Here is a 23669-nt window from a genome sequence, read left to right as displayed (position 1 = left end):
GCGCGGATCGGTCTTTTGAGCCTCCCATCGCCGGGACACGCCTATCCGATGGCGGCCCTGGGTCGCAAGCTCCAGTCGAAAGGGCACGAGGTCGTCGTCTTCCAGCTCCCGGACTACGAGCGGAGGGTGCGCGAGGCGGGCCTGGAATACCGCGAGATCGGCCGCACGTCCTACCCGCCCGGCTCGATGCGGGAGATCGACGCGCGGCTCGGCCGGCTCAAGGGGATGGCCGCCCTCCGTTACACGATCCGCGAGGTCGCCGGCAGCACGAGGATGGTCCTGGACGACGCCCCGGACGCGATCCGCGCGGCGGGCGTCGAGGCGCTCGTCGTCGACCAGGCCCAGGTGGCCGGCGGGACGGTCGCCGAGCGCCTGGGCCTGCCGTTCGTGAGCGTCGCGCTCGCGCTGCCGCTCAACGTCGACGCCGAGACGCCGCCCTTCCAGTTCCCCTGGCGCCACCGCGAGGGCTTCGCGGCCCGGCTGCGGAACCGGGCGGGGCACGTGCTCGCCCAGGCGATGGGCTGGCCGGTCGCGAAGGTGATCCAGTCTCGTCGGCGGGCGTGGGGGATGCCCCTCCTCGGCGGGGTGAACGCGGCCTTCTCGCGGCTGGCCCAGATCACGCAGCTCCCGGCAGCGCTGGAGTTGCCGGGCCGACGCGTGCCGCCGACCTTCCACTACACTGGGCCCTGGACCGACCCCGCGGCGCGGGCGGCCGTGGACTTCCCCTGGGATCGCCTCGACCCCGTCCGCCCCATGGTGTACGTCTCGATGGGGACGCTCCAGAACCAGCGGCTCCCCGTCTTCCTGATGATCGCCCAAGCCTGCGCGGGGCTGGACCTGCAGCTCGTGATCTCGCTCGGCGGCGGCAGCGACCCGGCCGCGCTGGGGGGCCTTCCCGGCGACCCGATCGTCGTCGGCTTCGCCCCCCAGCTCGAACTGATCGGGCGAGCGCGCCTGACCATCGGCCACGGCGGGCTGAACACGACGCTCGAATCGCTCGAGAAGGGCGTTCCGACGGTCGTCCTGCCGGTGACGAACGACCAGCCTGGCGTCGGAGTCCGGGTCGAGCACGCGGGCGTCGGCCGCTCGGTCCCCGTCGCCCGCGCCTCGGCCGATCGGATTCGCGAAGCCGTCCGCACCGTCCTGGACGACCCCGGCTACCGCGAGCGGGCCTCGGCCCTGCGCGCGAGCATCGAGGCCGCCGACGGCCTGAACCGCGCGGCCGACCTCGTCGCCGCGGCCTTCGCCGCGGCGGGTCGTTGAAAAATCGCGGCGGAAGGCCCAAACTCGCGGGCCGTCGTGGAACGGTCCGACGAACCTCCTGGAACCTCTCGATGATCCGCGCCCGCATCACGCTCGCCCTCTTCCTGACGATGTTCGCGGCGGCCCAGGCGACGGCCGGCGAGGCCGGACGCCGGCCCAGCATCCTCTTCCTCTACAGCGACGACCAGCGGGCCGACACGATCGCGGCGCTGGGCAATCCGAACCTGCGCACGCCGAACCTCGACGCCCTGACGCGGAGCGGGACGGCCCTCACGCGGGCCTATTGCAACGGCGCCAGGCAAGGGGCCGTCTGCGTGCCCTCGCGGGCGATGCTGCTGAGCGGCCGCGGCCTCTTCCGCGTGCAGGAACAGCTCCAGGGACAGGACACGTGGCCCGCCGCCTTCGGCCGCGCCGGCTATGCGACGTTCGCGACCGGCAAGTGGCACAACGGGCCGGCCTCGCTCGTGAAGTCGTTCCAGAAGGCCGAGGCGATCTTCCTCGGCGGCATGGGCGACCCCTACATGCTCCCGCTCCAGGACCTCGCGCCCGACGGCACGTTCGTCAACAAACGCCTCAGCGGGGAGCATTCGGTCAAGCTGTTCGCCGACGCCGCCTCGCGGTTCATCAGCGCCCAGGCCGGCGACGCCCCGTTCCTCTGCTACGTCGCCTTCAACTTCCCGCACGACCCCCGCACCGCGCCGGCCGAGTACCGCGCGAAGTACCGCGACGGCGCCATCCCGCTGCCGGCCAACTACCTGCCCGAGCATCCCTTCGACAACGGCGAACTGCTCGTCCGCGACGAGCGCCTCGCCCCCTGGCCGCGCACGCCCCAGGTCGTCCGCCGGAACCTGGCCGACTACTACGCCTCGATCGAGTACCTCGACGCCCAGGTCGGCCGCATCCTCGACGCGCTCAGGGATGCGGGCCGCATCGAGGACACGATCGTCGTCTACGCCGGCGACCACGGGCTGGCGATCGGCAGCCACGGCCTCTTCGGCAAGCAAAATCTCTACGAGCACTCGATGCGGTCGCCGGTGATCCTGGCCGGCCCCGGCGTCCCGGCCGCCCGCAAGGTTGACGCGTTCGCCTACCTCCACGACCTCTTCCCCACCCTCGGCGAGCTAGCGGGCGTCGCCGGCCCCGAAGGCGGCGAGGGACTCAGCCTCGTCCCCGTCTTCCAGGGCCGCGAGCCGACCCGTCGCCCCGACCTCTTCACCGCCTACCGCCACCTCCAGCGCGCCGTCCGCGACGACCGCTGGAAACTGATCGTTTACCCCCGCATCAACAAGCTCCAGCTCTTCGACCTCCAGGCCGACCCCGCCGAGCTTCACGACCTCGCGTCCGACCCCGCCCACGCCCGCGAGGTCGCCCGCCTCACCGCCCTGCTCCGCCAGCGTCAGGCCGAAGCCGGCGACGACCTCCCGCTGCGATCCGAACAACCGGAGCCCGAGGCGTTCGACTTCTCGAAGGTCCGGTGAAGACGCCCGCCGACATCAGCGGTAAAATCGCCGAGCAAGCTTAAACCCTTCGTCGAAGGTCGACCCGCCATCGGGCCGAGATCCGCCAGGACGAGTAACGGCCGAAGGCGAGACGGGGTCAGGAGGACCATTGTGGCAAGCTCGAAAACTCCATCGGGACGCGACGGCTTCACCCTCATCGAGCTCCTCGTCGTCATGGCCGTCGTCGGCCTGCTCGTCGCGCTCCTCATCCCCGCTGTGCAGGCGGCGCGGTCGGCCGCGAGGAGGATGAGCTGCGCGGCTAACCTGAAACAGCTTGGGCTGGCGACCCTCAACTACGAGTCGACTTTCCACATCTTCCCTTTGCGATCGTCAGGCGCTCAACAATCCCAATTCGTGGCACTGCTCCCCTTCCTGGATCAGGTGCCGCTCTATTCGTCCATAAATATGAGCGGGTTCCTGGTGACCTGGCCCGCAGGCCTGAATACGACTGCAGAAAGCACGAGATTGAGCGTGTTGTCGTGCCCAGCCGACTCGGCCTCCAGCCAGACGAAATCGCCCACGAATTACGCCGGCAACGTCGGCTACGGTTTTCAGATGGGGTATTCCAACAATGGCCTGTTCAGCCTCACGCCGGTGCACGTCGCCAGCGTCATGGACGGCACCTCGCAGACCGCGCTGTTCGCCGAATGGGTGATCGGCTCGTCGGTATCGGACGGAGGTTCGGGAGTCGCGGATCGAAGGCTCTACGTGTTCGACACCCCGAGCTTCGCAGGCGATCAAAATTTCGAGCCGTTCGCCTCGTATTGCGGCCGGGGCGTCAACCTATCGAATTCACCCGTCACCAGCGTGAAGGGCGGCGGGTGGTTGCAACCGGGCGAGGGCCTCAATCTTTACAACCATGACGTCGGATTGAACGGCCCATCGTGCACGAATGCCGGTGGGGTGCCGAATGGCGCGTGGACCGCAGGCAGTCGTCATCCCGGGATTGTTCAGGTCGTCTTCGCCGACGGGCATGTTCGGGCCGTCAAGGAGACGATCAGCCTCATCAGCTGGCGAGCGATGGGGACCCGCGCGGGGGGCGAGATCGTGGACGCAAGCGAATTCTGAGAGACGGTTCCAGAGGGTCGCCTGGAGTCTCGTATGACGGCCTTCCCCCCTCGCGGGGGAAGGCAGACCCCGCAGGGGTAGAATGAGGGAGAGGGCGCGAGGCCTCGTCGGAATCCACGGGCAGACTGTCAGCAGGAATCAACCGCCTCGGAGATGCGTCGACCGACGAATGCGATTCAAGCGAGCCGCTGGGGCGGCTCGAGGGTATGACAGGGCACGGGAGTCTCACGGCATGGACGAGTTCTTGCTCAGCCTCGTCGCGGCGGGAAACACCTTCAACCCGTCCCTCATAGCACTGCGAGCAAAGGGCTACTCTTTACGGATCGAAGTCGTGGACGACGGAGGCAGCAACTTGTGGTGCGCGAGCAAGGACGGCAGAAGATTCGCCGGATATTCGCCTCCCGAATTACTGGGCCTGGTCGCCCTCTGGGAACACCTGGGCGACGACTGGAATCGGCAGACTCCAGACATTCTGTCCGAGTTATTCGACGACCCGAGTTAACTCATCAAAACAAGCGGCCTTCAGAGGGTGCTCGCGGGGTTGCTCCACGTCGCCTTCGGCCTGTTCATGCTTCCGAAGGCGGCCGCGATACTGCCGTGTCTATCGAAAACCCACCGGCGGCATGGGAGGCCTTCGATGCCGGAATTCATCTATTGCTTCGGCTACGAGACCCCACGCCAGGCCCGGAATAACGACCGCCATGGCTGGGACGACGAGAACAGTCACGGCCTCACGATAAGGGCGGAGAGCGAGGAAGGCGCCATGAGGTGGGGCCGCGAGGTCGCCGAAAGGTTCATCCAGCTCCTCCTCCGCGATGAGTCGATCTCCTGGAAGGCGCTCGGCTTCGCCGATTGGATCGAGGTGGCTGGCGGAGAGTCTCGGGATATGCCCGTGGTGCAGGACGGCGAGTACCCCGACTACGCTCCCTGGCTGCGAGAGCAGGCGGACGACGCATGAACCCGGCGCCCTGCCGGCGCCCTCACGATGCGTCGTCGAACTCCAACCGCGGGATGCTGCTGGCAGAGCAGATCCACCTCGGATTCGCCCCGTTCCAGGAGTGCGGTTCATAACACGCTCCAGGGTCGCATCGCTCGTTTTTCGCAAGCTTATAGTTCGACCACCCGCGAAGGACGCCGACGCCGGCTCAATCCCCGGCCAGGCTCTTCTTCGCCTCCCGCAGGATCTCGTCCGAGAGGTCCGGATCGCTCACGACTCGCGACATCGTCAGGGCGCCGATCATCGTCGAGACCGCCGCGAGAGCCTTGCGCCGCGCGGCTTCGGGTGGATCGTCGCCGAACGACCTCGCCATGATCGCGACGAGTTTCAGGAAGCCGTCGGTCGCCGCCGCCCGCGTCGTTTCGTCGCCGCGGCCGAGTTCGCTGCCGATCGCCGACAGCGGGCAGCCGTGGGCCGGGTCGTCCCGGTGGCCGGTGGAGAGATAGCTCGCCGCCGCCGACTTCCCCGAGGCCTCGGCGTTCGTCAGGAACGCGAGGATCGTCTCCACGGCCTCGGCGCAGGCTTCCGCGACGAGCTGGTCCTTCGACGCGAAGTGCTTGTAGAAGCCGCCGTGGGTCAGGCCCGCGGCCTTCATCAGGTCGGCGAGCCCGGTCGCGACGATCCCGTTCTTCCGGAACTCCCCGGACGCGGCCGTCACGATCCGCTCGCGGGTCCGCGCCGCCTCTTCTCGCGACTTCCTCACGACGCCTCCTCGATCGATACTTAGATTTCGTTTGACATCCAATTTGTCTAGGCCTACGATTTGGATGTCGAATACAATCTTATCCGATCCCGAGGGAGAAATCCAATGAGCCAGGTCAAAGTGCTGGTCACCGGGGCGACGGGGGACACGGGGCGGGCGACGATCGACGAGCTGCTGGCTCGCGGCCATCGGGTGCGGGCGCTGGCCCACGGCCGGGACGAGCGGTCGAAGGCGTTGCAGGATCGCGGGGTCGAGGTCGTGTACGGCGACCTGCTCGACTTCGGCCAGGTGCGGGCCGCGCTCGATGGGGTCCGGCGGGCGTATTTCGTCTATCCGATCCGCCCGGGCATCTTGCAGGCGACGGCGTATTTCGCCCAGGCGGCGAAGGAGGCCGGCGTTGACGGCATCGTCAATATGTCGCAGAAGTCGGCGCGGGAGGATGCGAAGAGCCACGCGGCGACCGATCACTGGCTCTCCGAGCGGGTCTTCGACTGGTCGGGCCTGACGGTCGCCCACATCCGGCCGACGTACTTCGCCGAGTGGCTGCTCTACCTGGCCCCGATGATCAAGGCCGGCCTGCTCCACGTGCCGTTCGGCACCGGGAAGCACGCCCCGATCGCGGCCGAGGACCAGGGCCGCGTGATCGCCGGCATCCTCGAGGATCCGGCGAAGCACAAGGGCGCGATCTACCCGCTCTACGGCCCGGTCGAATACACCTATCAGGAGACCGCGCAGGTCTTGAGCCGCGTGCTCGGCAAGGACGTCCGCTACAAGCAGGTCGACTTCGAGGAATTCCAGAAGGTCCTGCAAGTCCGCAACAAGGCGACCGACGGCAACGCCTTCCTCTTCCAACACCTCCGGGAAGTCGCGATCGACCATCAAAATGGGATCTTCGAGGGGACGAACGAGCTGGTCGAGAAGCTGGGCGGCCGGCCCCCGATCACGCTCGAAGCGTTCATCGAGAAGCATCGCTCGGCGTTCGTCTGAGACGTCTCCTCGACCGATCCTCCCGCCCGAACATCGCGAGGTGCCTCATGACCGGATCGCTCTCGACGGCCGCGCTCTTGACCGCCACCGCGGCCGGCGTCGTCGCCCTCGTGGCCCTGGGGCTCGCCGGGGCGGCCCGACGGGCGGGGCTGGCCCATCCCCGGACGTTCGCCGGATCCGCGGCGGCCGCGATGGTCGTCTGGCTCGCCGCCACGGCCGCGCTCGCCCGCAGCGGCGTCCTCGCCGACTGGTCGGCCTTCCCGCCGCGCTGGCCGCTCCTCCCCCTGACCGCGCTGGGGACGTTCGTCGCGCTCAGCTCGACTGACACCTTCCGGCGGCTGCTGGCCGCGACGCCCGTGTGGCGGCCGGTGGCTTTGCAGACGTTCCGGGTGGCCGTGGAACTCGCCTTCTGGCGGCTCCATGCGGAGGGGGTCGCGCCCGTCCAGGTCACCTTCGAGGGCCGCAACTTCGACGCCCTCGTCGGCCTTTCGGCCCCGTTCGTGGCGGCCGGGATCGCGTCCGGTTGGATCGGCCCGCGCGCGACGATCGCCTGGAACCTGTTCGGCCTGGCGATGCTGGCCAACGCGATCGCCACCGTCGCCACGTCGTCCCCCGGCCCGCTCCACCTCGCCTGGCCGGGCGAGCCGTTCGCCGCCATCGCCGCCTGGCCGGTCGTCTGGATCCCGGCCCTCCTCGCCCCGGTCGGGATCTTCCTCCACGTCGTCTCGATCCGGCAGGCGTTCGCGCGACTCACGTCTCGCGAACCTGGACGCCTGGCGACCGAGGGATGCTGAAACGCGTCCACCCGGATTCGCGTCTTGGCCCGGAGGGGGCGGGGGTCCTACAATGGGGGCGGTGGGGACGTCTTCCCGTCGGGGGCCGGTGCGGATGCAGGTCGGCGAGTCGCAGGGGATCGAGATCGGTGCGGTGGCGAAGCGCCCGCTGTTCGGGGCGTCGGCGGACGAGCTGCGCGCCTGGGTCGTGGAGCGGGGGCACAAGGCGTATCGCGTCAAGCAGATCCACCAGTGGGCCTTCCACCGGCGGGCGAAGGCGTTCGGCGACATGAACGACGTCCCGCGCGACCTGCGCGACAAGCTCGACGCCGAGTGGACCCTGTTCGCGACCGAGCTGGCCTATCGGGGCGTCGCCGACGACGGCACCGACAAGTTGCTGCTCCGCTGCCGCGACGGCAAGAACATCGAGTGCGTCCTCATGTCGGACGCCGAGGAGACGCGGCGGTCGCTCTGCATCAGCACCCAGGTCGGCTGCGGCATGGGCTGCGTCTTCTGCGCCAGCGGGCTCAAGGGGGTCGAGCGCAACCTCACCTCGGCCGAGATCTTCGACCAGGTCCTGCAGGCCCAGTCTCTGCTGCCGCCGGGCGAGTCGGTCACGCACATCGTCGTCATGGGGATGGGCGAGAGCCTGGCGAACCTCGACGCCCTGCTCGTCGCGCTCGACCGCGTCTGCTCGGCCGAGGACGGCCTGGGGATGAGCCAGCGGCGGGTGACGATCTCGACGGTCGGCCTGCCGGAGAAGATCCGCAAGCTCGCCGCCCAGGACCGCCAGTACCACCTGGCCGTCTCGCTGCACGCCCCCACCGAGGAGTTGCGCGACGAGCTGGTGCCGGTCAACGAGAAGATCGGCCTGGCCGCCGTGCTGGAGGCCGCCGACGACTACTTTCAGATCACCGGCCGCCAGGTGACGTATGAGTACGTGATGCTCGGCGGGGTGAACGACCGCCGCGAGCACGCGCGGGCCCTGGGGAAGCTCTTGAAGGGCCGCAAGTCGCACGTCAACCTGATCCCGTACAACGCGGTCGCCGGCCTGCCGTTCCGCCGCCCCGAGCCCGAGGACGTCCGGCGGTTCGTCTCGGACGTCCAGAGCTACGGCGTGTCGGTCACGGTCCGGCGCACCAAGGGACGGTCGATCGACGCCGCCTGCGGCCAGCTCCGGCGCCGGTTCGAGGCGGCCGGGTCGCCATCGTGACGACGTCCCCCGACCCCGCCATTCCCAGCCGAAGGGAGCGCCCGTGAGCCGTGGAGAACTCGACGCGCTGGAACGCCAGCTCGAGGCGCGCGACCCGGACGTGCGGCTCATGCTCCAGATCCGCGACGACGTCCCGGGCGCGTTCGAGGCGATGGTCGCGCGGTATCAGGACCGGCTGGTCGGCGTCCTCTTCCACATCGTCGGCAAGCTGGAGGAGGCCGAGGACCTCTCGCAGGACGTCTTTTTGAGGGTCTACAAGGCCCGCAAGGGGTATCGGCCCAAGGCGAAGTTCTCGACCTGGCTGTTCACGATCGCCAACAACCTGGCGGTGAACCACGCGCGGAGCAAGGGCCGGAAGCCGTCGACGCCGATCGGCGCGGGGTACTCGGCCGACGACTCGCGGGCCGAGAGCCCCGCCTACGCGGTTCCGGGCCGCGAGAAGACGGCGTCGGCCCAGATGCGGCAGGTGGAGCTGTCGGAGGTCGTCCGCGAGGCGCTCGCGGTCCTGAACGAGGACCAGAAGATGGCCGTCCTGCTCAACAAGTTCGAGGAGATGAGCTACGCCGAGATCGGCCAGGTGATGAACCGCTCGCCGGCCGCGGTGAAGTCGCTGCTGGCCCGAGCCCGCAACGAGCTGCGCGAGCGGCTGGAGCCCTACCTGGAGCTGGACGCGCCCGCCCCCGCCCCCCGGCCCCGCGCCGCGGAGGGCTGACGTGGCCGCGATCGTCGGCCCGAGGCCCGTCGGGAGGCTCGTCGCGGCCTGGCGCGCCGTCGGCGACGCGTTCTGCGGCCTGGTCTTCCCCTGGCGCTGCCTGCTCTGCGGGACGTCCGGGCCCGACTTGCACGCCCCCTTCTGCGAGGGCTGCCGGGCTGCGCTCCTGGCCCTCTCCGGGGGCTACGAGGCGGCCTCCTGCCCGCGCTGCGCGTCGCCGGTCGGGCCGTTCGCCGACCTGCGGGGCGGCTGCTCCGAATGCCGGGGCCGGCGGCTGGGCTTCGACGCCGCGATCGCCCTGGGGCCGCACCAGGAGCCCTGGCGCGACTTCGTTTTGGGGCTGAAGCACGAGCGGGGGGCGTACCTGGCGCCGGCCCTGGCGGCCCTCTGGGCCGAGGCCCGCCGCGACGCCCTGGCGGCGGCCCCGGCCGACGCCCTGGTGGTGCCGGTCCCGCTGCACTGGCTCCGCCGGCTGGGCCGGCGGTACAATCAGGCCGAAGTCCTGGCCCGAGCGCTGGCCGAGGCGACCGGGCGCGAGCCCCGCGCCGCCCTGCGTCGGGTCCGGCGGACGCCCCACCTCGTCGGCCGCGGCAGGCAGGCCCGCGCCCTCGCGATGCGAGGCGCGTTCGCCGCCCGCCCGGGCGCCGACGTGAAGGGCCGGACCATCCTGCTCGTGGACGACGTCCTGACGACCGGCGCCACCCTGGGCTCGGCCGCCCGCGCCCTCAAGCGGGCCGGCGCCCGCCGCGTCGTCGCGGTCGTCGTCTCCCGAGAACTCCGAGGCGGAGCCCCCATGACCGCGCCCCCGACGACGACCCCCGAGCTGATCCGGATCGGCACCCGCGGCAGCCGCCTGGCGCGCTGGCAGGCCGAATGGGTCGCCGACGCCCTCCGCGCCCGCCGGCCCGGCCTGACCGTCGAGCTGGTCGAGATCAAGACCCACGGCGACCGCGACCGCAACTCGCCGCTCTCGGCCATCGGCGGCGCCGGCCTGTTCACCAAGGAGATCCAGCGCGCCGTGCTCGACGGCACGGTCGACGTCGCCGTCCACAGCCTCAAGGACCTCCCCACGCAGGGGCCCGAAGAGCTGGTCCTCGGCGCCGTGCCGGCCCGCGAGGACGTCGCCGACGCGCTCATCGCGCCGACGCATCGGACGCTCGAAGCCCTGCCGCCCGGCGCGCACGTCGGCACGGGCTCGCTCCGCCGCCGCGCCCAGATCCTCCACGCCCGGCCCGACCTGATCGTCTCGGCCGTGCGTGGCAACGTCGAGACCCGGCTCAACCTGGCGCTCGACGGCAAGCTCGACGCCGTGATCCTCGCCTGGGCCGGCCTCCATCGGCTCGGTCTGCACGACCGCGTCACCCAGCGGCTGGAGCCCCCCGCCGTCCTGCCGGCCGTCGGCCAGGGGGCGCTGGGGATCGAATGCCGGGCCGACGACGCCGCGACCCGCCGCCTGCTCGCCCTGCTCGACGACCCCGAGGCCCACCGCGCCGTCGTCGCCGAGCGTCGGGCCCTGGCCGAACTGGAGGGCGGCTGCATGATCCCGATGGCCGCCTGGGGCCGGACCTCGCCCGACGGCGCCCGCCTGCTCCTCGACGCCGCCGTCTTCGACCCCGACGGCCGCACCCGCGTCGCCGCCTCCCTCGAAGCCCCCCTCGACGCCGCCGACGACCTCGGCCGCCGCGTCGCCCAGGCCCTCCGCGAGCAAGGGGCCGAGGCCATCCTCGAAGCCTTCCGCGCGGGTCGCTGACGCTTCGAAAAGGCCGCCTCGATCATCCTTCTCCCCCCGGGAGAAGGTGCCGCGCAGCGGCGGATGAGAGTCGTCGCAGTTCGGAGGAGCTCGGGGTTCGAGCGGCGAGGGCCTTCGCGAAGCGCCGCGACCCTCATCCGGCCGTCCCGGCCACCTTCTCCCTGGGGGAGAAGGACGGTTCGAGCCAGCTTGCATGCGCGGGGGGAATCGCCTTGGAACGACCCGGCTCGTCGAGTAGATTTGGGACGATTCCCTTCGCGTCGGTTCGTCGCCTTTCCAGCTCGCACGACAAGGACGCCCCCATGATCGCCCGACCGCCCGGCCGCGCCGCCTGGTTCTGCCTCGCCCTGTTCGCGGCCCTCGGCACGGCCCGCGCCGAGACCAAGACGATCGCCCGCTGCGGCGCGGGGTTCCTGGAGGAGGTCGACGGCTACCGCGTGCTGCACGTGAAGGGGACGCACTACGAGATGGGGTTCCAGCAGGGCGCGCTGCTCCGCGAGGACATCCGCGAGAACATCCACTACCTGTTCGACGTGAAGGCCAAGGAGCTGAAGGTCGACGTCGCGGGGCTCAGCCTGCTGAACCCGAAGCGGGCCATCGCCGGGATCGCGGCGAGGCAGCGGAAGTTCATCCCCGAGCGGTTCTTCGACGAGCTGCAGGGCGTCGCCGACGGCGCGGGGCTGGACGTGCAGGACGTCATCGTCGCCAACTTCATCCCCGAGCTGTTCCACTGCTCGGGCTTCGCGCTCGGCCGCTCGACGACCAAGGACGGCCGGGTCTACCACGGTCGGGTGCTCGACTACGGCTGCGACTGGCGGCTGCAGGAGCACGCCATTTTGACCGTCGCCGAGCCCGCGGGCCGGACGCCGTTCGTGAACGTCACCTACGCCGGCTTCGTCGGCTCGGTGACCGGCATGAACGCCGAGAAGGTCTCGATCGGCGAGATGGGCGGCAAGGGCCTGGGCCACTGGGACGGCGTGCCGATGTCGTTCCTGATGCGGATGGTGCTCGAGGACGCGAAGTCGCTCGACGACGCCGTGGCGATCTTCCGCGACAACCCCCGGACCTGCGAATACTACTTCGTGGTCGCCGACGGCGAGACCGGCAAGGCCGTGGGCATGGAGGCGTCGTGGGACGTCTTCAGCGTCATCGCGATGGGCGAGGCGCACCCCAAGCTCCCCGTCGCGATCGCCGACGCCGTCGTCCTCTCGGCCGGCGACCGCTACACGGAGCTGGCCCGCCGCGTGCAGGAAGGCCGGGGCGGGTTCGACGCCGACTCCGCCCGCAAGCTGATGGACCGGCCCGTCGCCATGAAGTCGAACTTGCACAACGTCCTGTTCGAGACCGACACCGGCCGGTTCTGGGTCGCCAACGCCGACAAGGAAGGCCGCCCCGCCGCCGACCAGCCCTATCACGCGTTCGACCTGAAATCCCTGATGGCGGACCGCGCCGACGAATCGGCGCCGAGCCTCCAGGCGCCCCGACGCGCCGCGAGGGCCGGCGAGCCCGCCGCGGTGCGATGACGCCGCCCGGCCAGCGCGACTACGGCACCGTCCGGCTGTCGCGGCACGCGCTCGAACGGTTCGTCGAGCGGTTCGGCGTCGAGCCCGACCAGGCCGAGGGCCGGCTCCGCGTCGCCCTGCGGCGGACGCGGCGGCTGGGGCGCAACCCGACCAACGGCGCGATCGCGATCCTCGCCCTGCACGAGGGCCGCGTCCTCGTCGCCGTGCTCCAGGACGGCTCCTGCCTGACGGTCCTGACCTGGAACCAGTTCGAGCCCCGGCTCCCCGACTTCGGCCGCGCCCGGGTCCCGCGCAAGTGGGGCCGCACCCTGGCGCGACTGGCCGCCCCGGCCGAGGATCCCGGGCCCGCGGGCGGCCCCGACGCCTGACCCGGCGGCGGGGCCGGCCGGCTCAGTCGATCAGGCCTTCCTCGGCGGGCTTCTCGTAGCCGAGGCTCTTGATGACCTCCAGGACCTCGCTCCAGGTGGGGAACATCCGGCCGCTGCGCTGCTTGTAGGCGTCCATGGCCAGCATGAACTCCAGCTCGGCCTCGCTGTAGTCGCGCTCGCAGGTCGTGGGGTCGACGTACCGCCGCCGGCCGCTGGAATTGCGGGCGAGCGCGGCCCGCGAGGCCTGCTCGCTGGCGCGGCGGTTCATCCATTCCGACTTCTCGGCCTCCTGCGGCGGGGAGACGTCCTTCGGCTTCGCCTTCGCCGGGGCGGGGGTCGTCGTCGCGAGCGGAGCCGCGTGCGCTCGTCCGGGTGGATGGTACATTCCTGAAGCTCCTCAAAGATGCTGCTTGCCGCCGCGCGTCGTGAGAGCGGTCGCGGCCGGCGGGGACGCCGACGCGGCGTCAGCTCCGCATCCGTCGCGCCCCGGAACCATCGCCGTCGTCGTGATGATCTCCGGCCGCGCGGCGTTCCCCGCAGGCCGCTCATTTCAGACCCTACGACGCCGGGCCGCCGGGTCGGCACGATAGGACGCGATTTTTCCGACGGCCCGCCGGTTCGGGCGATTTTCGAACGTTTTTTCGAAGGAGGGCTCGCGTCACGAGCCTGCAAGAAGTACGTATTGGGTAGATTGGTGCATCGCCGACCCGACCTCGGCCTCAAGGATGAATCCTCCCCTCGCGTTCGGTCAGGACACCGCCCATGCCGGAACACGACGTCGCGTCGCTCGTCGATCAGCTGACGCTCATCGGCCTGATCTCCCGCGACCAGCTCCGCGAGGCCCGGGCCGACGCCGAGGACGGCTCGCCCGAGGCGGTCGTCCGCTCGTGCCTGCGCAAGGGCTGGATCACGAGCTGGCAGGTCGAGCGCCTGCGCAAGGGCGACGCCTCGAACTTCTTCTTCGGGCCGTATCGGGCCCTCTTCCACCTGGCCGAGGGGACCTTCGCCCGGGTCTACCGCGGCGAGCGGTCGCACAGCGGCGAGCCGGTCGCGATCAAGGTTTTGCGGGGCCGGTTCGCCTCCGACCCGGCGGCCGTGGCGTCGTTCCACAAGGAGGCCGAGGCCGGCATGCGGCTGCGGCACGACAACATCGTCCACATCCTGGACTCCGGTCGCCAGGAGGACAAGCACTACATGGCGATGGAGTACGTCGAGGGGATGAACCTCCGCGAGTTCCTCCGCCTCCGGCTCCGCCTCAAGGGGGACGAGGCCCTCCCCCTGATGGTCGGCCTGGCGGAGGGCCTGAAGTACTCGCACGAGCACGGCGTGACCCACCGCGACATCAAGGCGACGAACATCCTGATCGCCAACTCGGGCGTCGCCAAGCTCGTCGACTTCGGCCTGGCGACCATCGAGACCAACGACGGCAAGGGGATGAAGAGCCAGCGGACCGTCGACTACTCCGCCCTCGAACGCTCATGCGGCAGCCCCAAGGGGGACCCCCGCTCCGACGTCTACTTCCTGGGCTGCGTCTTCTACCACATGCTCACCGGCCAGGTGCCCCTGGAAGACTCGGAGAGCAAGGACCCGCTCAAGAAGATGCTCAAACGCTCGTTCGGCGTCATCCGCCCCCTCGCCGAGCACGCCTACGCCCCCGACCCCGGCCTGAGCCGGATCGTCGAGAAGATGATGAAGATGGACCTCAAGGCCCGCTACCAGACCATGGCCGAGGTCGCCGCCGACCTGGAAACCTATCGCGACCGCCGCCGGGCCGGGGCCGCCCCGCCCGAGTCCGACCACGAGCTGGAACTCGACCCCGAGCTGGGGAGCGCGATCTTCCGCAACCCGTTCCTCACCAACGACCCCGACGCGCCCCCGGACGCGACCGCCGAAGAAGCCATGGCGCTCGACCTGGACGGGTTCGACTCCCGCAAGAGCGACGAGGCCACCGACCTGGGGGCCCTGCTGGGCCTCGCGCCCGCCGAGGAGCCCGAAGCCCGCCCTGCGGCGGCCGCGGCGTCCCCCGCGCCCGCCGAGGTCGAGACCCCGGCCGACGCCCGGCGCAGCCTGCTCTGCGTCGAGTCCCAGGCCGAGATCCAGGACGCGCTGCGGAAGAACCTGGCGCGCAAGGGCTATCGCGTGCTGCTGATCGCCGACGCCGAGCACGCCGCCGAACGCTACCGCGAACGGCCGACCGACGTCGTCCTCTTCGACCTCGACGGCCTGGGCTCCGGCGCCCTCGAACACCTGAAGGACATGCGCGACAAGGCCCGCGAAGCCGCCCACCCGTTCCGGGTCGTGGTCCTCCTCGGCCCCCGCCAGGGCGCCCTCAAGGACAAGCTCCCCGCCGCCGACGACCAGGTCGTCCTGTCCAAGCCGGTGAAGCTCAAGGACGTCCAGGAAGCCCTCGCCCGGGTCGACCCTCAAGGCTGATCCGAGGGCAACCGCAGGTGGAGTACGAGGACGATCACGAGTTGACCCGGTACGTCTGGAGCCACTTTCGGGCCCGGATGACCGACGACGAGCGAAGGGTTGGGAGCGCGATCGTCGGCCGAGAGAAGGCCGCCCTGATCGGGGCGAAGCCGGACCACCCCCTGGCCGTCAGGTGGGGGCGGACCGACGACCCCGAAATCAACGCCGCACTGACGGACGGTCCGGAAGCGTTCCGCCGTCGCGTCTGCAAGCGGGTCCTGGCCGAAGCGGCCGACGAGTCGTTCGTGAACCGTTGCCCGAAATGCCGACGGGTCGTCCGCACGCCGAAGGCCCGCCAGTGCTTCTGGTGCGGATTCGACTGGCATGGCGGCGAGCCGTGAGTCGGCCCGTGCGGATTTCGCCGCGAACCGACCTCGGAACTCTCCTCCATCGGGCGGAAGCGATTCAGGAGTGCGCCTCAGCCGCCGGGGACGACGTCGCGGAGCAGCCGACGCTCCGGCAGAGCGCGGCGCGGCGTCGCCGGGGCTGTGCGGCGGCCGCCTCGTTCACCTCGTAGAACGTGTCCGGCTCGTAGGACCAGCCGCGGGCCAGGCGGTCGGCCTCGCGCCGGGAGGTCCAGTGCAGCAGGCGGCCGCCGAGGGCCGCCGACGCCCGGGCCTTCCAGCCGAATTCGCGGATCAGGTCGCCGAGCAGGCGGTCCATCCTGGCGTGGAGGTCCGGACGATCGCGGAAATAGAGTCGGGCGGCCGCCACCATGGCCGCGTAGCTCGACGACAGCGGCCGCGCCTCCCACTTCATGCGATCGCGGACGCGCGGGTCGGGGTGCGACTTGTGGCGGAGCCAGCCCGCGAGCGTCGTCTCGGCGATCCGCACGACGCTCGGCCCGTTCTGCTCGAAATCGCGCGTGAAGGCCCGCACCATCAGCTCGCCCTCGACTCCCGGGGGGAGCGAGGAATGGCGGTAGTTGAACACCGATTGGCCGTGCACGTCGGCCGGGTCGCACTCCGAGTCGGTCAGCAGGCGGCCGGCGGCCGAAAGCTCGGCGTGCAGGGGCGTGCCCGGGATCGGCGTATAAAGCATGTACTGATGGAAGTCCGTCCGATGCCGCACCGAGTGCGCGATCACGCGATCGATGTTCTCGGGGCTGTGGTCTTCCAGGCCGATGATGCTCGAGCCCAGGACCCGGATGCCGTGGCTTTGCAGGCCGCGGACCAGCCCGAACGTGTCGACCCCGGAGAGCTTCTTGTACGCGCTCTCCTCGCCCTCCAGCCCCATCCAGACCCACGACACGCCGATCCTCACCAGCTCTTCCAGGGTGTAACGCCTCAGGGCGTTGGCGGAGCTGAACACGTACAGCGACCAGGGCTTGCGGTGGCGTTCCATCAGCTCCAACACGCGCAGGGCGCGGCTGCGCTGGAGCAGGAAGTTCTCGTCCATGATGAAGAACGAGCGCACCTTCATGCTCGTGGAGAGCTGGTGCATGATGTCGAACAGCTCGTCGCCCGTCTTGTAGAAGTCCACCGACTTGCCCTTGCCGCCAAACATGGCCGACGTCGAGCAGAAGTTGCAGCCGAGCGGGCAGCCGACGGAGGGGATCAGGGTGGCCGCGGTGTCCTCCGGCCTCCCCTCGACTTTCATCCCCATGCAGCGGGCGCCGAAGCCCGAGACGATCAACGGGTGGCGCAGGGGCTCGTCCACCTGGTCGTCCAGAAACCGCCGGAACCACGACACGCCGTCGCCGCGGACGATATGATCGGCGTCGACTCGATCCGCCAGGTCCGGCACGTTGGCGATGTGCCCCCCGATGACGATGGTCGCGTTCGGCAGGTGGCGGCGCACCATCTCGCACATGGTCCGGACCTTGTGCTGATTCAGGACGATGCTGCTGATCCCCACGACGTCGTAGTCGCCCCCGCGGAGTTCCTCCTCGAACCGCTCCCAGGTCGGGAAGTCGAGGACCGTGCACGGGGCCGTCAGGTTGGCCTGGATCAGCATCAGCCCCCAGCTGCGGTGGAACATGCGGAGCGAGAACGGCCCCTGCACGCGCGTGACCTGGTTGTGATACAGCTCCATGGGGTTGAGCGAGCGGCTGCCGTGCTCGTCGTCTTGGGCGTAGGGGCCGCACACGCTGGCCAGCAGCACCTTCGCCCGTCGCCCGCGAGGATGCAGGCTGAGCGTCGGGGACGGGCGATCGATCTGCGCGTTCACTGGGCTCATCGACGAGCTCCTGATGCGATCGTGCGCGGCAACGCTGCCGCGGGTCGCAGTTGGTCGAACGATCTCGCGGTCGTCCACCGTCGAGGTCGCGGGGCCGGGCGTCTGACGATCCGGCACCGCCCAGGCGTCGGCCGTGGTCGGCTGCGAGGCTCCGCCGCCAGATCCGCGGAAGGATCGACGGCGCATCGAGCGGGTAAGCTACCTTCCACGGGACAACGTCGCGGGCGGATCTCGTCGTCGCCTTCGTCCCAAAGCGTGGGCGGTCGCGGATCGCGGCGGTCGGGAATTCCTTGGCGTCGCGCCTCGCCGCGCGCTATGGTGGGCCTGACGCCGGCCCGCCGCCTCGCGCCGCGGGCCGGCGCATCCCGCCCTCCTTCACCCACCGGGGAGTCTCACCCATGACCACGCAGCAGGGAATGGACCGTCGCGCGTTCCTGTACGGGGCCTCGCTCGCGGGGTTCGGGGTCTTCTGCCAGGGCCGCAACGGCCGGGCGGCGGGCGTCGGGCCGAACGACGTCATCCAGGTGGCCTGCATCGGGGTGGGCGGCAAGGGGGGCGGCGACACCGACCACGCGGGGAACCACGGCAAGGTCGTCGCGCTCTGCGACGTCGACGACGACCCGCTCAAGGAGAAGCTGGCGAAGTTCAAGGACGCCAAGGGCTTCCACGACTTCCGCGAGCTGTTCGCCCAGATGGGCGACAAGATCGACGCCGTGACCGTCTCGACGGCCGACCACACCCACGCGCCGGCGTCGGTCGCGGCGATGCGGCTGGGCAAGCACGTCTACTGCCAGAAGCCGCTGACCCACACCGTGTGGGAGGCCCGCCTGATGCGCGAGACCGCCCGCAAGCACGGCGTCTGCACCCAGATGGGCAACCAGGGCTCGGCCGCCGACGGCCTCCGCGCCAGCGTCGAGATCCTCGAATCCGGCGTGCTCGGCGACGTGACCGAGGTCCACGTCTGGACCGACCGACCCAGCGTCTACTGGAAGCAGGCGCCCGAGATCACGGCGCGGCCGCAGGGGACGTTCGAGGTCCCCGCGAACCTGCACTGGGACCTCTTCCTCGCCGCCGCCCCCGAGCGGCCGTTCGCCCCGGTCTACACGCCCATGCTCTGGCGGGGCTGGTGGGACTTCGGGACCGGCGTCCTCGGCGACATGGGCTGCCACAACACCAACATCCCGTTCCACGGCCTGAAGCTCGGCCTGCCCAGGCGGATCTCGGCCCAGAGCGGCGAGATCAACCCCGAGACCTTCCCCGCCTGGGCGACGGTCGTCTACGAGTTCCCCGCGCGCGGCAAGCTCGCGCCGGTCAAGCTCACCTGGTACGAGGGGGCGAAGGACGGCAAGCCCAACCGGCCGCCGGCCCACCTCTTCCCCGAGGGCTTCAAGCCCGAAGACAACGGCTGGGTCTGCGTCGGCGCCGAGGGGACCATGGGATCGGCCCGCGGCGAGTCGGTCGGCCGCCGCCTCTGGCCCGACGAGCGATTCAAGGACTTCAAGGCCCCCAAGCCGACCATCCCCCGGATCCAGGGGGGCGGCGACACCGACGACAACCACAAGCTCGAATGGTTCCAGGCCATCCGCGCCGGCAAGCCCGAGATCGCCTACTCGAACTTCGAGTACGCGGCCGTCCAGACCGAGGCCATCCTGCTCGGCAACATCGCCATGCGCACCGGCGAGGCCATCGACTACGACGGCGACGCCGGCCGGATCCTCAACAGCTCCGCCGCCTCCGCACTCCTCAAGGGGAGCTACCGCAAGGGCTGGGAGATCTGACGAAGCGTCCCTGAAAGGGCCGTTTTCACGCCTTCCCCCCTCGGGGGGGATGAGGGGAGGACGCGCGAAGCCCCGTCGGAATCCGCCGGCAGGTCGGATGTTGGAGCGACGGCCTTCGTGCTCGTCTCCCCCTCATCCGGCCCTTCGGGCCACCTTCCCCCGCGAGGGGAGAAGGCCGTCAAAAACCCAAGTCTTTGAAGGGGCCTTTCAGAGCCGCTTGCCGTAGCGGCCCAGCAGGAAGAGGACGACGACCGCGCCGACGGTGGCGGTGATCAGGCTGCCGATGGTGTTCGTCGCGCCCAGGCCGAAGATCCCGAAGAGGAAGCCGCCCAGGATCGCGCCGAGGACGCCGACGATCATGTTGTTGACCGCGCCGAAGTCGCGGCCCTTGGTGAGCTGGCCCGCGAGCCATCCGGCGACCAGGCCGATGAGCAGGAACCAGAGGAGAGAGAACAGCATACTCATATCAAGACTCCAGCGTCGGAGGAGAGGATGAGGAGGGCGTCGGCGGTCATCCCAGGCCGCACGCCGCCCGAGCCCGGTGGAGCACCTTGCGGGCCGTCTCGCGGGCCTTCTCGGCCCCGGCGGCGCGGACGGCGGCGACCCGCTCGGGGTGGGCGACCCACTCGGCCCGGCGCTCGCGGGCCTCGGCGAAGGTCTCGATGAGCGCCTCGCCCAGCCGCGTCTTGACCTCGCCGTATCCGACGCCCCCTTCGCGGTAGCGCCGCTCGATCTCCTCGCGATCCGCCGGCTTGGCGAACAGCTTGTAGAGGCCGAACAACGGACACGTGTCGGGGTCCTTGGGGGCCTCGACGGGGAGGCTGTCGGTCACGAACTTCTTGACCTTTTTGCGGATCGACGCGGGGTCTTCGAAGATCTCGATCGTGTTGTTGTAGCTCTTCGACATCTTGCGGCCGTCGAGGCCCGGGACGACGGCCACGTTGTCCAGGATGTAGGGCTTGGGCAGCCGGAAGACGCCCTCGCGGCGGCCGTAGACGTGATTGAACCGCTCGGCGACGTCGCGGGTGATCTCCAGGTGCTGCTTCTGGTCCTGGCCCACCGGGACGAGGTCGGCGTCGTAGAGCAGGATGTCGGCCGCCTGCAGGACCGGGTAGGCGAAGAGGCCGGCCTCGGCGGGGAGCCCCTGCTGCACCTTGTCCTTGTAGCTGACGCACTTCTCCAGCCAGCCCATCGGCGTGACCGTAGTCAGGAGCCACGACAGCTCGACCGTCTCGGGCACGTCCGACTGCACGAACAGCACCACCTCGTCCGGGTCCAGCCCCAGGGCGAGCAGGTCGATCAGGACGTGGGACACGTACTTCCGCAGCAGCGAGGCGTCGCGCACGCTCGTCAAGGCGTGATAGTCGGCTACGAAGTAATAGGCGTCGTTCGCGTCCTGGAGCGCGACGTACTGGCGGATGGCGCCCAGGTAGTTGCCGATGTGCAGCGGGCCCGAAGGCTGAATCCCCGACAAGATCCTCATCGATTCCTCCTCAGCCGCCGACGCGCGTCGCTCGCGCCCGCCCGCGTCCAGCCACTCTACCAGGATCGCCCGCCGACGGCCATGCGGGGCGGTCGCGCCGGGCCTCCGGGCGGACGTCGTCAGGGCCGTCGCGACCCCTGCGATCGACGTCTCGCACGGGCCGGTGCGTGCGAGAGATCGTGAAAGAAATGGCATATGCCACCGAGAAAACTCTTTGACATGAAGCCGGCAGCGCGGTATCTACCCATGATCTCTCCTGGTGGATGATACATTCACCGCTCACTCTTGCCAGTTTCCCCGACCCCCGCCCTCCTCCCTGCGGCGGGGGTCCACCGACATCCTTCTCCATACCGGCCCGATCACCCGCGGCGGCCTCCGGGCCTTCCCGTTGGGTTCCCTTGCGCCCTTCGGCGCGGCCGGTCGGAGAATCCCCCCACGACCGAGGAGGTGTGTGATTCGTCGAATTTCTTCAAGACTGCGTGCGGTCGCCTGGTCGGCCGCGGCGGTCGCGGTCTGGTCGTCGTCGGGATGCAGCGAGGGTTCGGCCGACGGGCTGAATCGCCAGGCGGTCCACGGCAAGGTCACGCTCGACGGGGCCCCGCTGGCGAAGGGCGTGATCGCGTTCGACCCGGCCGACGGCTCGGCCGGGGCGGCGCCCGCCGGCGGCGTGATCGCCGACGGAGCCTACTCGATCGAACGCGCCACGGGCCCCACGCCCGGGAAGTACAAGGTGTCGATCCGCTCCGTCGGCGGCGGCGAGGCGGCGCAGGAGAAGGCCGCGCCCGGGATGCCCCCCAAGAAGCCGGCGGCCGACCCGATCCCCAAGCAATACAACACCGCGTCCACGCTGACCGCCGAGGTCGTCTCGGGCGGGTCGACCACGGCCGACTTCGCGCTCACGACGAAGTGAGCCGTCGGGCCCTTCGAGGCGTCGTCTTTCTTCACCAGGCGTCCGACGTTCCAAGTCTCTTCCCACCCGTTAGGCGAGGAAACTCATCCATGATCGAATCGCGTCGTAAATCGGGCTTCACGCTGATCGAACTGCTGGTGGTGATCGCGATCATCGCCGTCCTCATCGCCCTGCTGCTCCCCGCCGTGCAGTCGGCCCGCGAGGCCGCCCGCCGCGCCCAGTGCGTCAACAACCTGAAGCAGATCGGCCTGGGCATGCACAATTACGAGAGCGGCAACAGCGTGCTGCCCCAGGGCATGCGGGGCTGCTGCTGGGGCTCGTGGCTGATCCCGGTGCTGCCGTTCGTCGAGCAGCAGGCGCTGTTCAACTCGTGGAACTCCTCCGGGAACAACGACCCCAACCAGCCGGCCGCCTCCGCCGTCGAGGGGGACTTCCGCTACGCCGGCGCGGCCAACATCACGGTGACCTCCACCCGGGTCAGCGCGTACTTCTGCCCCAGCGACGGCAACAACGAGCGCACGGTCGGCATCGGCAACCTGGGCAAGCTCGTGACGTCGCAGAATTACGTCGTGAACTTCGGCAACATCACCATGCAGCAGGGGAGCATCCAGGGGGGCTCGCTCCAGCCCTACTTCCTCGACAACAACGTCCGCTACGACTTCCTCGGCGCCCCGTTCGGCGACGTGGGCGCGCCCAAGGCCGACATCGCGGCGGGCGGCGGCCAGGGGGCCCAGAACGGCACGGTCCGGTTCGCCGCGATCACCGACGGCCTGAGCAACACGATGATGACCTCCGAGGTCCTCGTCGGCGTCTCGGGCGCGAGCTGGGACCTCCGCGGCTTCTCGCACTGGGCGTACGCCGGCAACTTCTCGGGCTACCTGACGCCTAATACCTCGAAGCCCGACTGGATGCAGGACCAGGGCTACTGCAACTACCCGTTCGGCAAGAACGCCCCCTGCGTCGGCGGCCCCGGCGGCCTGGTGATGATCGCCGCCCGCAGCAACCACGCCGGCGGCGTCAACGTCGGCTTCTGCGACGGCAGCGTGAAGTTCGTCAAGAACTCCGTCAGCCCGCCGACCTATCAGGCCATCTCCTCGACCCGAGGCGGCGAGGTCGTCAGCTCCGACGCCTATTGATCCGACGCACGCCCGAAAGCATCGCCCCACGCCGGCCCGGCCGCGCCTCGCGCGAGCCGGGTCGGCTCGTTGCTCGACCGGAGGCCGCCCGCATGACGCCGCGCAGACGCAGGCTCCTCCGGATCGCCCTCGTCTCGTCGGCAGCCCTCGCCGCCGCGATCGGACTCGTCGCCCAGCGCCATTCTCGCCGCGGGGCGGCCGACGTACACATCCTGGTCGATCAGGCGCCGCCGCCCAACGAGGACGGCCTGGTGCTGGAGCTTTCCTATCCGAGCCCGTCCGGGCAGGCTGAAGCCCTCAAGTCGGGCCCCTGGGAGACGAGCTGGGGGTTCGCGCGACACCCCTCGCTGCTCACGTCCCGGGTGCTCGCGAATCCGCTCCACGCGAGCCGGCTCGCCCTCGCCGTCCGGAACGGGTCGGGCGACGTCGTGACGCTCGCCAATGCGAGCCGGGGCCCCGCCGACGCGTTCTCAACGGAGGTGGACGTGAGGGACGCCGCCGGCGCCCGGGTCAGGGCTGCAATCTCGCCTTACACCCTCAAGCGGCTGGGCGTCGCGGTCCCCGAACTAGGGACGGTCCGTCTCGACGCGGGGGGTCGCGTCGAGCTGCGGGAGGGCCTCTGGCCGGGCCTGAACCTCGGCAACGCGCCCGCTCCGGGGGCCTACACGGTCCGCGTCGCCTGCAAGTATCTGCGGGCGTCCGACGGGGCCGAGCGTCGCGTCGAGTCCGCGCCGATGGTCGTCAGGCTGACCGCCGAGGACGTCGCCGCGTATCGGGCGCTGGCCCCGGCCCTCGGCCGCGACGACCCGGGGCTCGTCGACATGGTCTACCATCTCTTGGGGTGGTGACCCGCGGC

General features: G+C 70.2%; 23 protein-coding genes. 18 read left to right on the top strand and 5 right to left on the bottom strand.

Annotated elements, in window-relative coordinates:
- Positions 1-15: 15 nt before the first annotated feature.
- From PZE19_RS00770 to PZE19_RS00750, 5 genes are all read left to right on the top strand, one after another.
- On the top strand, positions 16-1263 hold the full coding sequence (locus PZE19_RS00770; RefSeq protein ID WP_277858671.1) for a glycosyltransferase: 1248 nt from the start codon (positions 16-18) through the stop codon (positions 1261-1263).
- A 71-nt stretch (positions 1264-1334) separates the two neighbouring features.
- On the top strand, positions 1335-2741 hold the full coding sequence (locus tag PZE19_RS00765; protein WP_277858670.1) for a sulfatase family protein: 1407 nt from the start codon (positions 1335-1337) through the stop codon (positions 2739-2741).
- 132 nt (positions 2742-2873) lie between these two features.
- Entirely contained in the window at positions 2874-3830 is a 957-nt protein-coding gene (locus PZE19_RS00760) for a DUF1559 family PulG-like putative transporter (RefSeq protein ID WP_277858669.1), read from the top strand.
- Between the two features lie 232 nt (positions 3831-4062).
- On the top strand, positions 4063-4332 hold the full coding sequence (locus tag PZE19_RS00755) for a hypothetical protein (RefSeq protein WP_277858668.1): 270 nt from the start codon (positions 4063-4065) through the stop codon (positions 4330-4332).
- A 39-nt stretch (positions 4333-4371) separates the two neighbouring features.
- Positions 4372-4788, top strand: coding sequence for a hypothetical protein (locus PZE19_RS00750; RefSeq protein ID WP_277858667.1), 417 nt, complete (start codon positions 4372-4374; stop codon positions 4786-4788).
- Positions 4789-4975: 187 nt separating this feature from the next.
- On the opposite strand, the gene PZE19_RS00745 is transcribed toward PZE19_RS00750, so the two are convergent.
- Positions 4976-5530, bottom strand: a complete 555-nt coding sequence (locus tag PZE19_RS00745; RefSeq protein ID WP_277858666.1) for a TetR/AcrR family transcriptional regulator — start codon at positions 5528-5530, stop codon at positions 4976-4978.
- Positions 5531-5635: 105 nt separating this feature from the next.
- On the opposite strand from PZE19_RS00745, the gene PZE19_RS00740 reads away from it, so the two are divergent.
- From PZE19_RS00740 to PZE19_RS00710, 7 genes are all read left to right on the top strand, one after another.
- Positions 5636-6517: an NmrA family NAD(P)-binding protein gene (locus tag PZE19_RS00740; RefSeq protein ID WP_277858665.1), complete on the top strand. Its 882-nt coding sequence runs from the start codon at positions 5636-5638 to the stop codon at positions 6515-6517.
- Positions 6518-6564: 47 nt separating this feature from the next.
- Positions 6565-7311 (top strand): hypothetical protein, encoded by a 747-nt coding sequence (locus PZE19_RS00735; RefSeq protein WP_277858664.1) that lies wholly within the window; start codon positions 6565-6567, stop codon positions 7309-7311.
- Between the two features lie 61 nt (positions 7312-7372).
- Positions 7373-8503, top strand: a complete 1131-nt coding sequence (gene rlmN, locus PZE19_RS00730; RefSeq protein ID WP_277858663.1) for a dual-specificity RNA methyltransferase RlmN — start codon at positions 7373-7375, stop codon at positions 8501-8503.
- Between the two features lie 43 nt (positions 8504-8546).
- On the top strand, positions 8547-9215 hold the full coding sequence (locus tag PZE19_RS00725; RefSeq protein ID WP_277858662.1) for an RNA polymerase sigma factor: 669 nt from the start codon (positions 8547-8549) through the stop codon (positions 9213-9215).
- A gap of 1 nt (position 9216) precedes the next feature.
- Entirely contained in the window at positions 9217-10965 is a 1749-nt protein-coding gene (gene hemC / locus PZE19_RS00720; RefSeq protein ID WP_277858661.1) for a hydroxymethylbilane synthase, read from the top strand.
- A 302-nt stretch (positions 10966-11267) separates the two neighbouring features.
- Entirely contained in the window at positions 11268-12488 is a 1221-nt protein-coding gene (locus PZE19_RS00715) for a C45 family autoproteolytic acyltransferase/hydrolase (protein WP_277858660.1), read from the top strand.
- The gene (locus PZE19_RS00710) at positions 12485-12856 is read left to right on the top strand and encodes a hypothetical protein (RefSeq protein ID WP_277858659.1); all 372 of its coding nucleotides are present in this window, start codon (positions 12485-12487) and stop codon (positions 12854-12856) included. Before PZE19_RS00715 ends, PZE19_RS00710 begins: the two co-directional genes overlap by 4 nt.
- A 22-nt stretch (positions 12857-12878) precedes the next feature.
- On the opposite strand, the gene PZE19_RS00705 is transcribed toward PZE19_RS00710, so the two are convergent.
- On the bottom strand, positions 12879-13241 hold the full coding sequence (locus tag PZE19_RS00705; protein ID WP_277858658.1) for a hypothetical protein: 363 nt from the start codon (positions 13239-13241) through the stop codon (positions 12879-12881).
- A 377-nt stretch (positions 13242-13618) separates the two neighbouring features.
- On the opposite strand from PZE19_RS00705, the gene PZE19_RS00700 reads away from it, so the two are divergent.
- Entirely contained in the window at positions 13619-15289 is a 1671-nt protein-coding gene (locus PZE19_RS00700; RefSeq protein WP_277858657.1) for a serine/threonine protein kinase, read from the top strand.
- A gap of 17 nt (positions 15290-15306) precedes the next feature.
- Positions 15307-15669 (top strand): hypothetical protein, encoded by a 363-nt coding sequence (locus PZE19_RS00695; protein ID WP_277858656.1) that lies wholly within the window; start codon positions 15307-15309, stop codon positions 15667-15669.
- A 64-nt stretch (positions 15670-15733) separates the two neighbouring features.
- On the opposite strand, the gene PZE19_RS00690 is transcribed toward PZE19_RS00695, so the two are convergent.
- A complete protein-coding gene (locus PZE19_RS00690) occupies positions 15734-17506 on the bottom strand; it encodes a B12-binding domain-containing radical SAM protein (protein ID WP_277858655.1) in 1773 nt (590 codons plus the stop codon).
- A gap of 398 nt (positions 17507-17904) precedes the next feature.
- On the opposite strand from PZE19_RS00690, the gene PZE19_RS00685 reads away from it, so the two are divergent.
- A complete protein-coding gene (locus tag PZE19_RS00685; protein ID WP_277858654.1) occupies positions 17905-19284 on the top strand; it encodes a Gfo/Idh/MocA family protein in 1380 nt (459 codons plus the stop codon).
- Positions 19285-19491: 207 nt separating this feature from the next.
- Here PZE19_RS00685 and PZE19_RS00680 read toward each other — a convergent pair whose 3' ends face one another.
- Together PZE19_RS00680 and trpS are read right to left on the bottom strand one after the other, a co-directional pair.
- Positions 19492-19749: a GlsB/YeaQ/YmgE family stress response membrane protein gene (locus PZE19_RS00680; RefSeq protein ID WP_277858653.1), complete on the bottom strand. Its 258-nt coding sequence runs from the start codon at positions 19747-19749 to the stop codon at positions 19492-19494.
- Between the two features lie 46 nt (positions 19750-19795).
- Positions 19796-20767 carry a tryptophan--tRNA ligase gene (trpS, locus tag PZE19_RS00675; protein ID WP_277858652.1) on the bottom strand — a complete coding sequence of 324 codons (972 nt, stop codon included), beginning with the start codon at positions 20765-20767 and terminating at the stop codon, positions 19796-19798.
- 451 nt (positions 20768-21218) lie between these two features.
- On the opposite strand from trpS, the gene PZE19_RS00670 reads away from it, so the two are divergent.
- The 3 genes from PZE19_RS00670 to PZE19_RS00660 all read left to right on the top strand — a co-directional run bounded on the left by PZE19_RS00670 (position 21219) and on the right by PZE19_RS00660 (position 23661).
- Positions 21219-21677, top strand: a complete 459-nt coding sequence (locus tag PZE19_RS00670) for a hypothetical protein (RefSeq protein ID WP_277858651.1) — start codon at positions 21219-21221, stop codon at positions 21675-21677.
- Positions 21678-21766: 89 nt separating this feature from the next.
- Positions 21767-22813: a DUF1559 domain-containing protein gene (locus PZE19_RS00665; protein ID WP_277858650.1), complete on the top strand. Its 1047-nt coding sequence runs from the start codon at positions 21767-21769 to the stop codon at positions 22811-22813.
- A 92-nt stretch (positions 22814-22905) separates the two neighbouring features.
- On the top strand, positions 22906-23661 hold the full coding sequence (locus tag PZE19_RS00660; RefSeq protein WP_277858649.1) for a hypothetical protein: 756 nt from the start codon (positions 22906-22908) through the stop codon (positions 23659-23661).
- Positions 23662-23669 lie beyond the last annotated feature (8 nt).

Source organism: Paludisphaera mucosa, assembly GCF_029589435.1.
Taxonomy (GTDB): domain Bacteria; phylum Planctomycetota; class Planctomycetia; order Isosphaerales; family Isosphaeraceae; genus Paludisphaera; species Paludisphaera mucosa.
This window is presented reverse-complemented; position numbering and strand designations above follow the sequence as displayed.

Excerpts from the sequence above, each read along its gene's own strand:
- PZE19_RS00765 (WP_277858670.1), top strand. The coding sequence starts at position 1,335 with ATGATCCGCGCCCGCATCACGCTCGCCCTCTTCCTGACGATGTTCGCG.
- PZE19_RS00755 (WP_277858668.1), top strand. The coding sequence starts at position 4,063 with ATGGACGAGTTCTTGCTCAGCCTCGTCGCGGCGGGAAACACCTTCAAC.
- PZE19_RS00740 (WP_277858665.1), top strand. The coding sequence starts at position 5,636 with ATGAGCCAGGTCAAAGTGCTGGTCACCGGGGCGACGGGGGACACGGGG.
- PZE19_RS00735 (WP_277858664.1), top strand. The coding sequence starts at position 6,565 with ATGACCGGATCGCTCTCGACGGCCGCGCTCTTGACCGCCACCGCGGCC.
- PZE19_RS00715 (WP_277858660.1), top strand. The coding sequence starts at position 11,268 with ATGATCGCCCGACCGCCCGGCCGCGCCGCCTGGTTCTGCCTCGCCCTG.
- PZE19_RS00710 (WP_277858659.1), top strand. The coding sequence starts at position 12,485 with ATGACGCCGCCCGGCCAGCGCGACTACGGCACCGTCCGGCTGTCGCGG.
- PZE19_RS00705 (WP_277858658.1), bottom strand. The coding sequence starts at position 13,241 with ATGTACCATCCACCCGGACGAGCGCACGCGGCTCCGCTCGCGACGACG.
- PZE19_RS00700 (WP_277858657.1), top strand. The coding sequence starts at position 13,619 with ATGCCGGAACACGACGTCGCGTCGCTCGTCGATCAGCTGACGCTCATC.
- PZE19_RS00690 (WP_277858655.1), bottom strand. The coding sequence starts at position 17,506 with ATGAGCCCAGTGAACGCGCAGATCGATCGCCCGTCCCCGACGCTCAGC.
- PZE19_RS00685 (WP_277858654.1), top strand. The coding sequence starts at position 17,905 with ATGACCACGCAGCAGGGAATGGACCGTCGCGCGTTCCTGTACGGGGCC.
- PZE19_RS00680 (WP_277858653.1), bottom strand. The coding sequence starts at position 19,749 with ATGAGTATGCTGTTCTCTCTCCTCTGGTTCCTGCTCATCGGCCTGGTC.
- trpS (WP_277858652.1), bottom strand. The coding sequence starts at position 20,767 with ATGAGGATCTTGTCGGGGATTCAGCCTTCGGGCCCGCTGCACATCGGC.
- PZE19_RS00665 (WP_277858650.1), top strand. The coding sequence starts at position 21,767 with ATGATCGAATCGCGTCGTAAATCGGGCTTCACGCTGATCGAACTGCTG.
- PZE19_RS00660 (WP_277858649.1), top strand. The coding sequence starts at position 22,906 with ATGACGCCGCGCAGACGCAGGCTCCTCCGGATCGCCCTCGTCTCGTCG.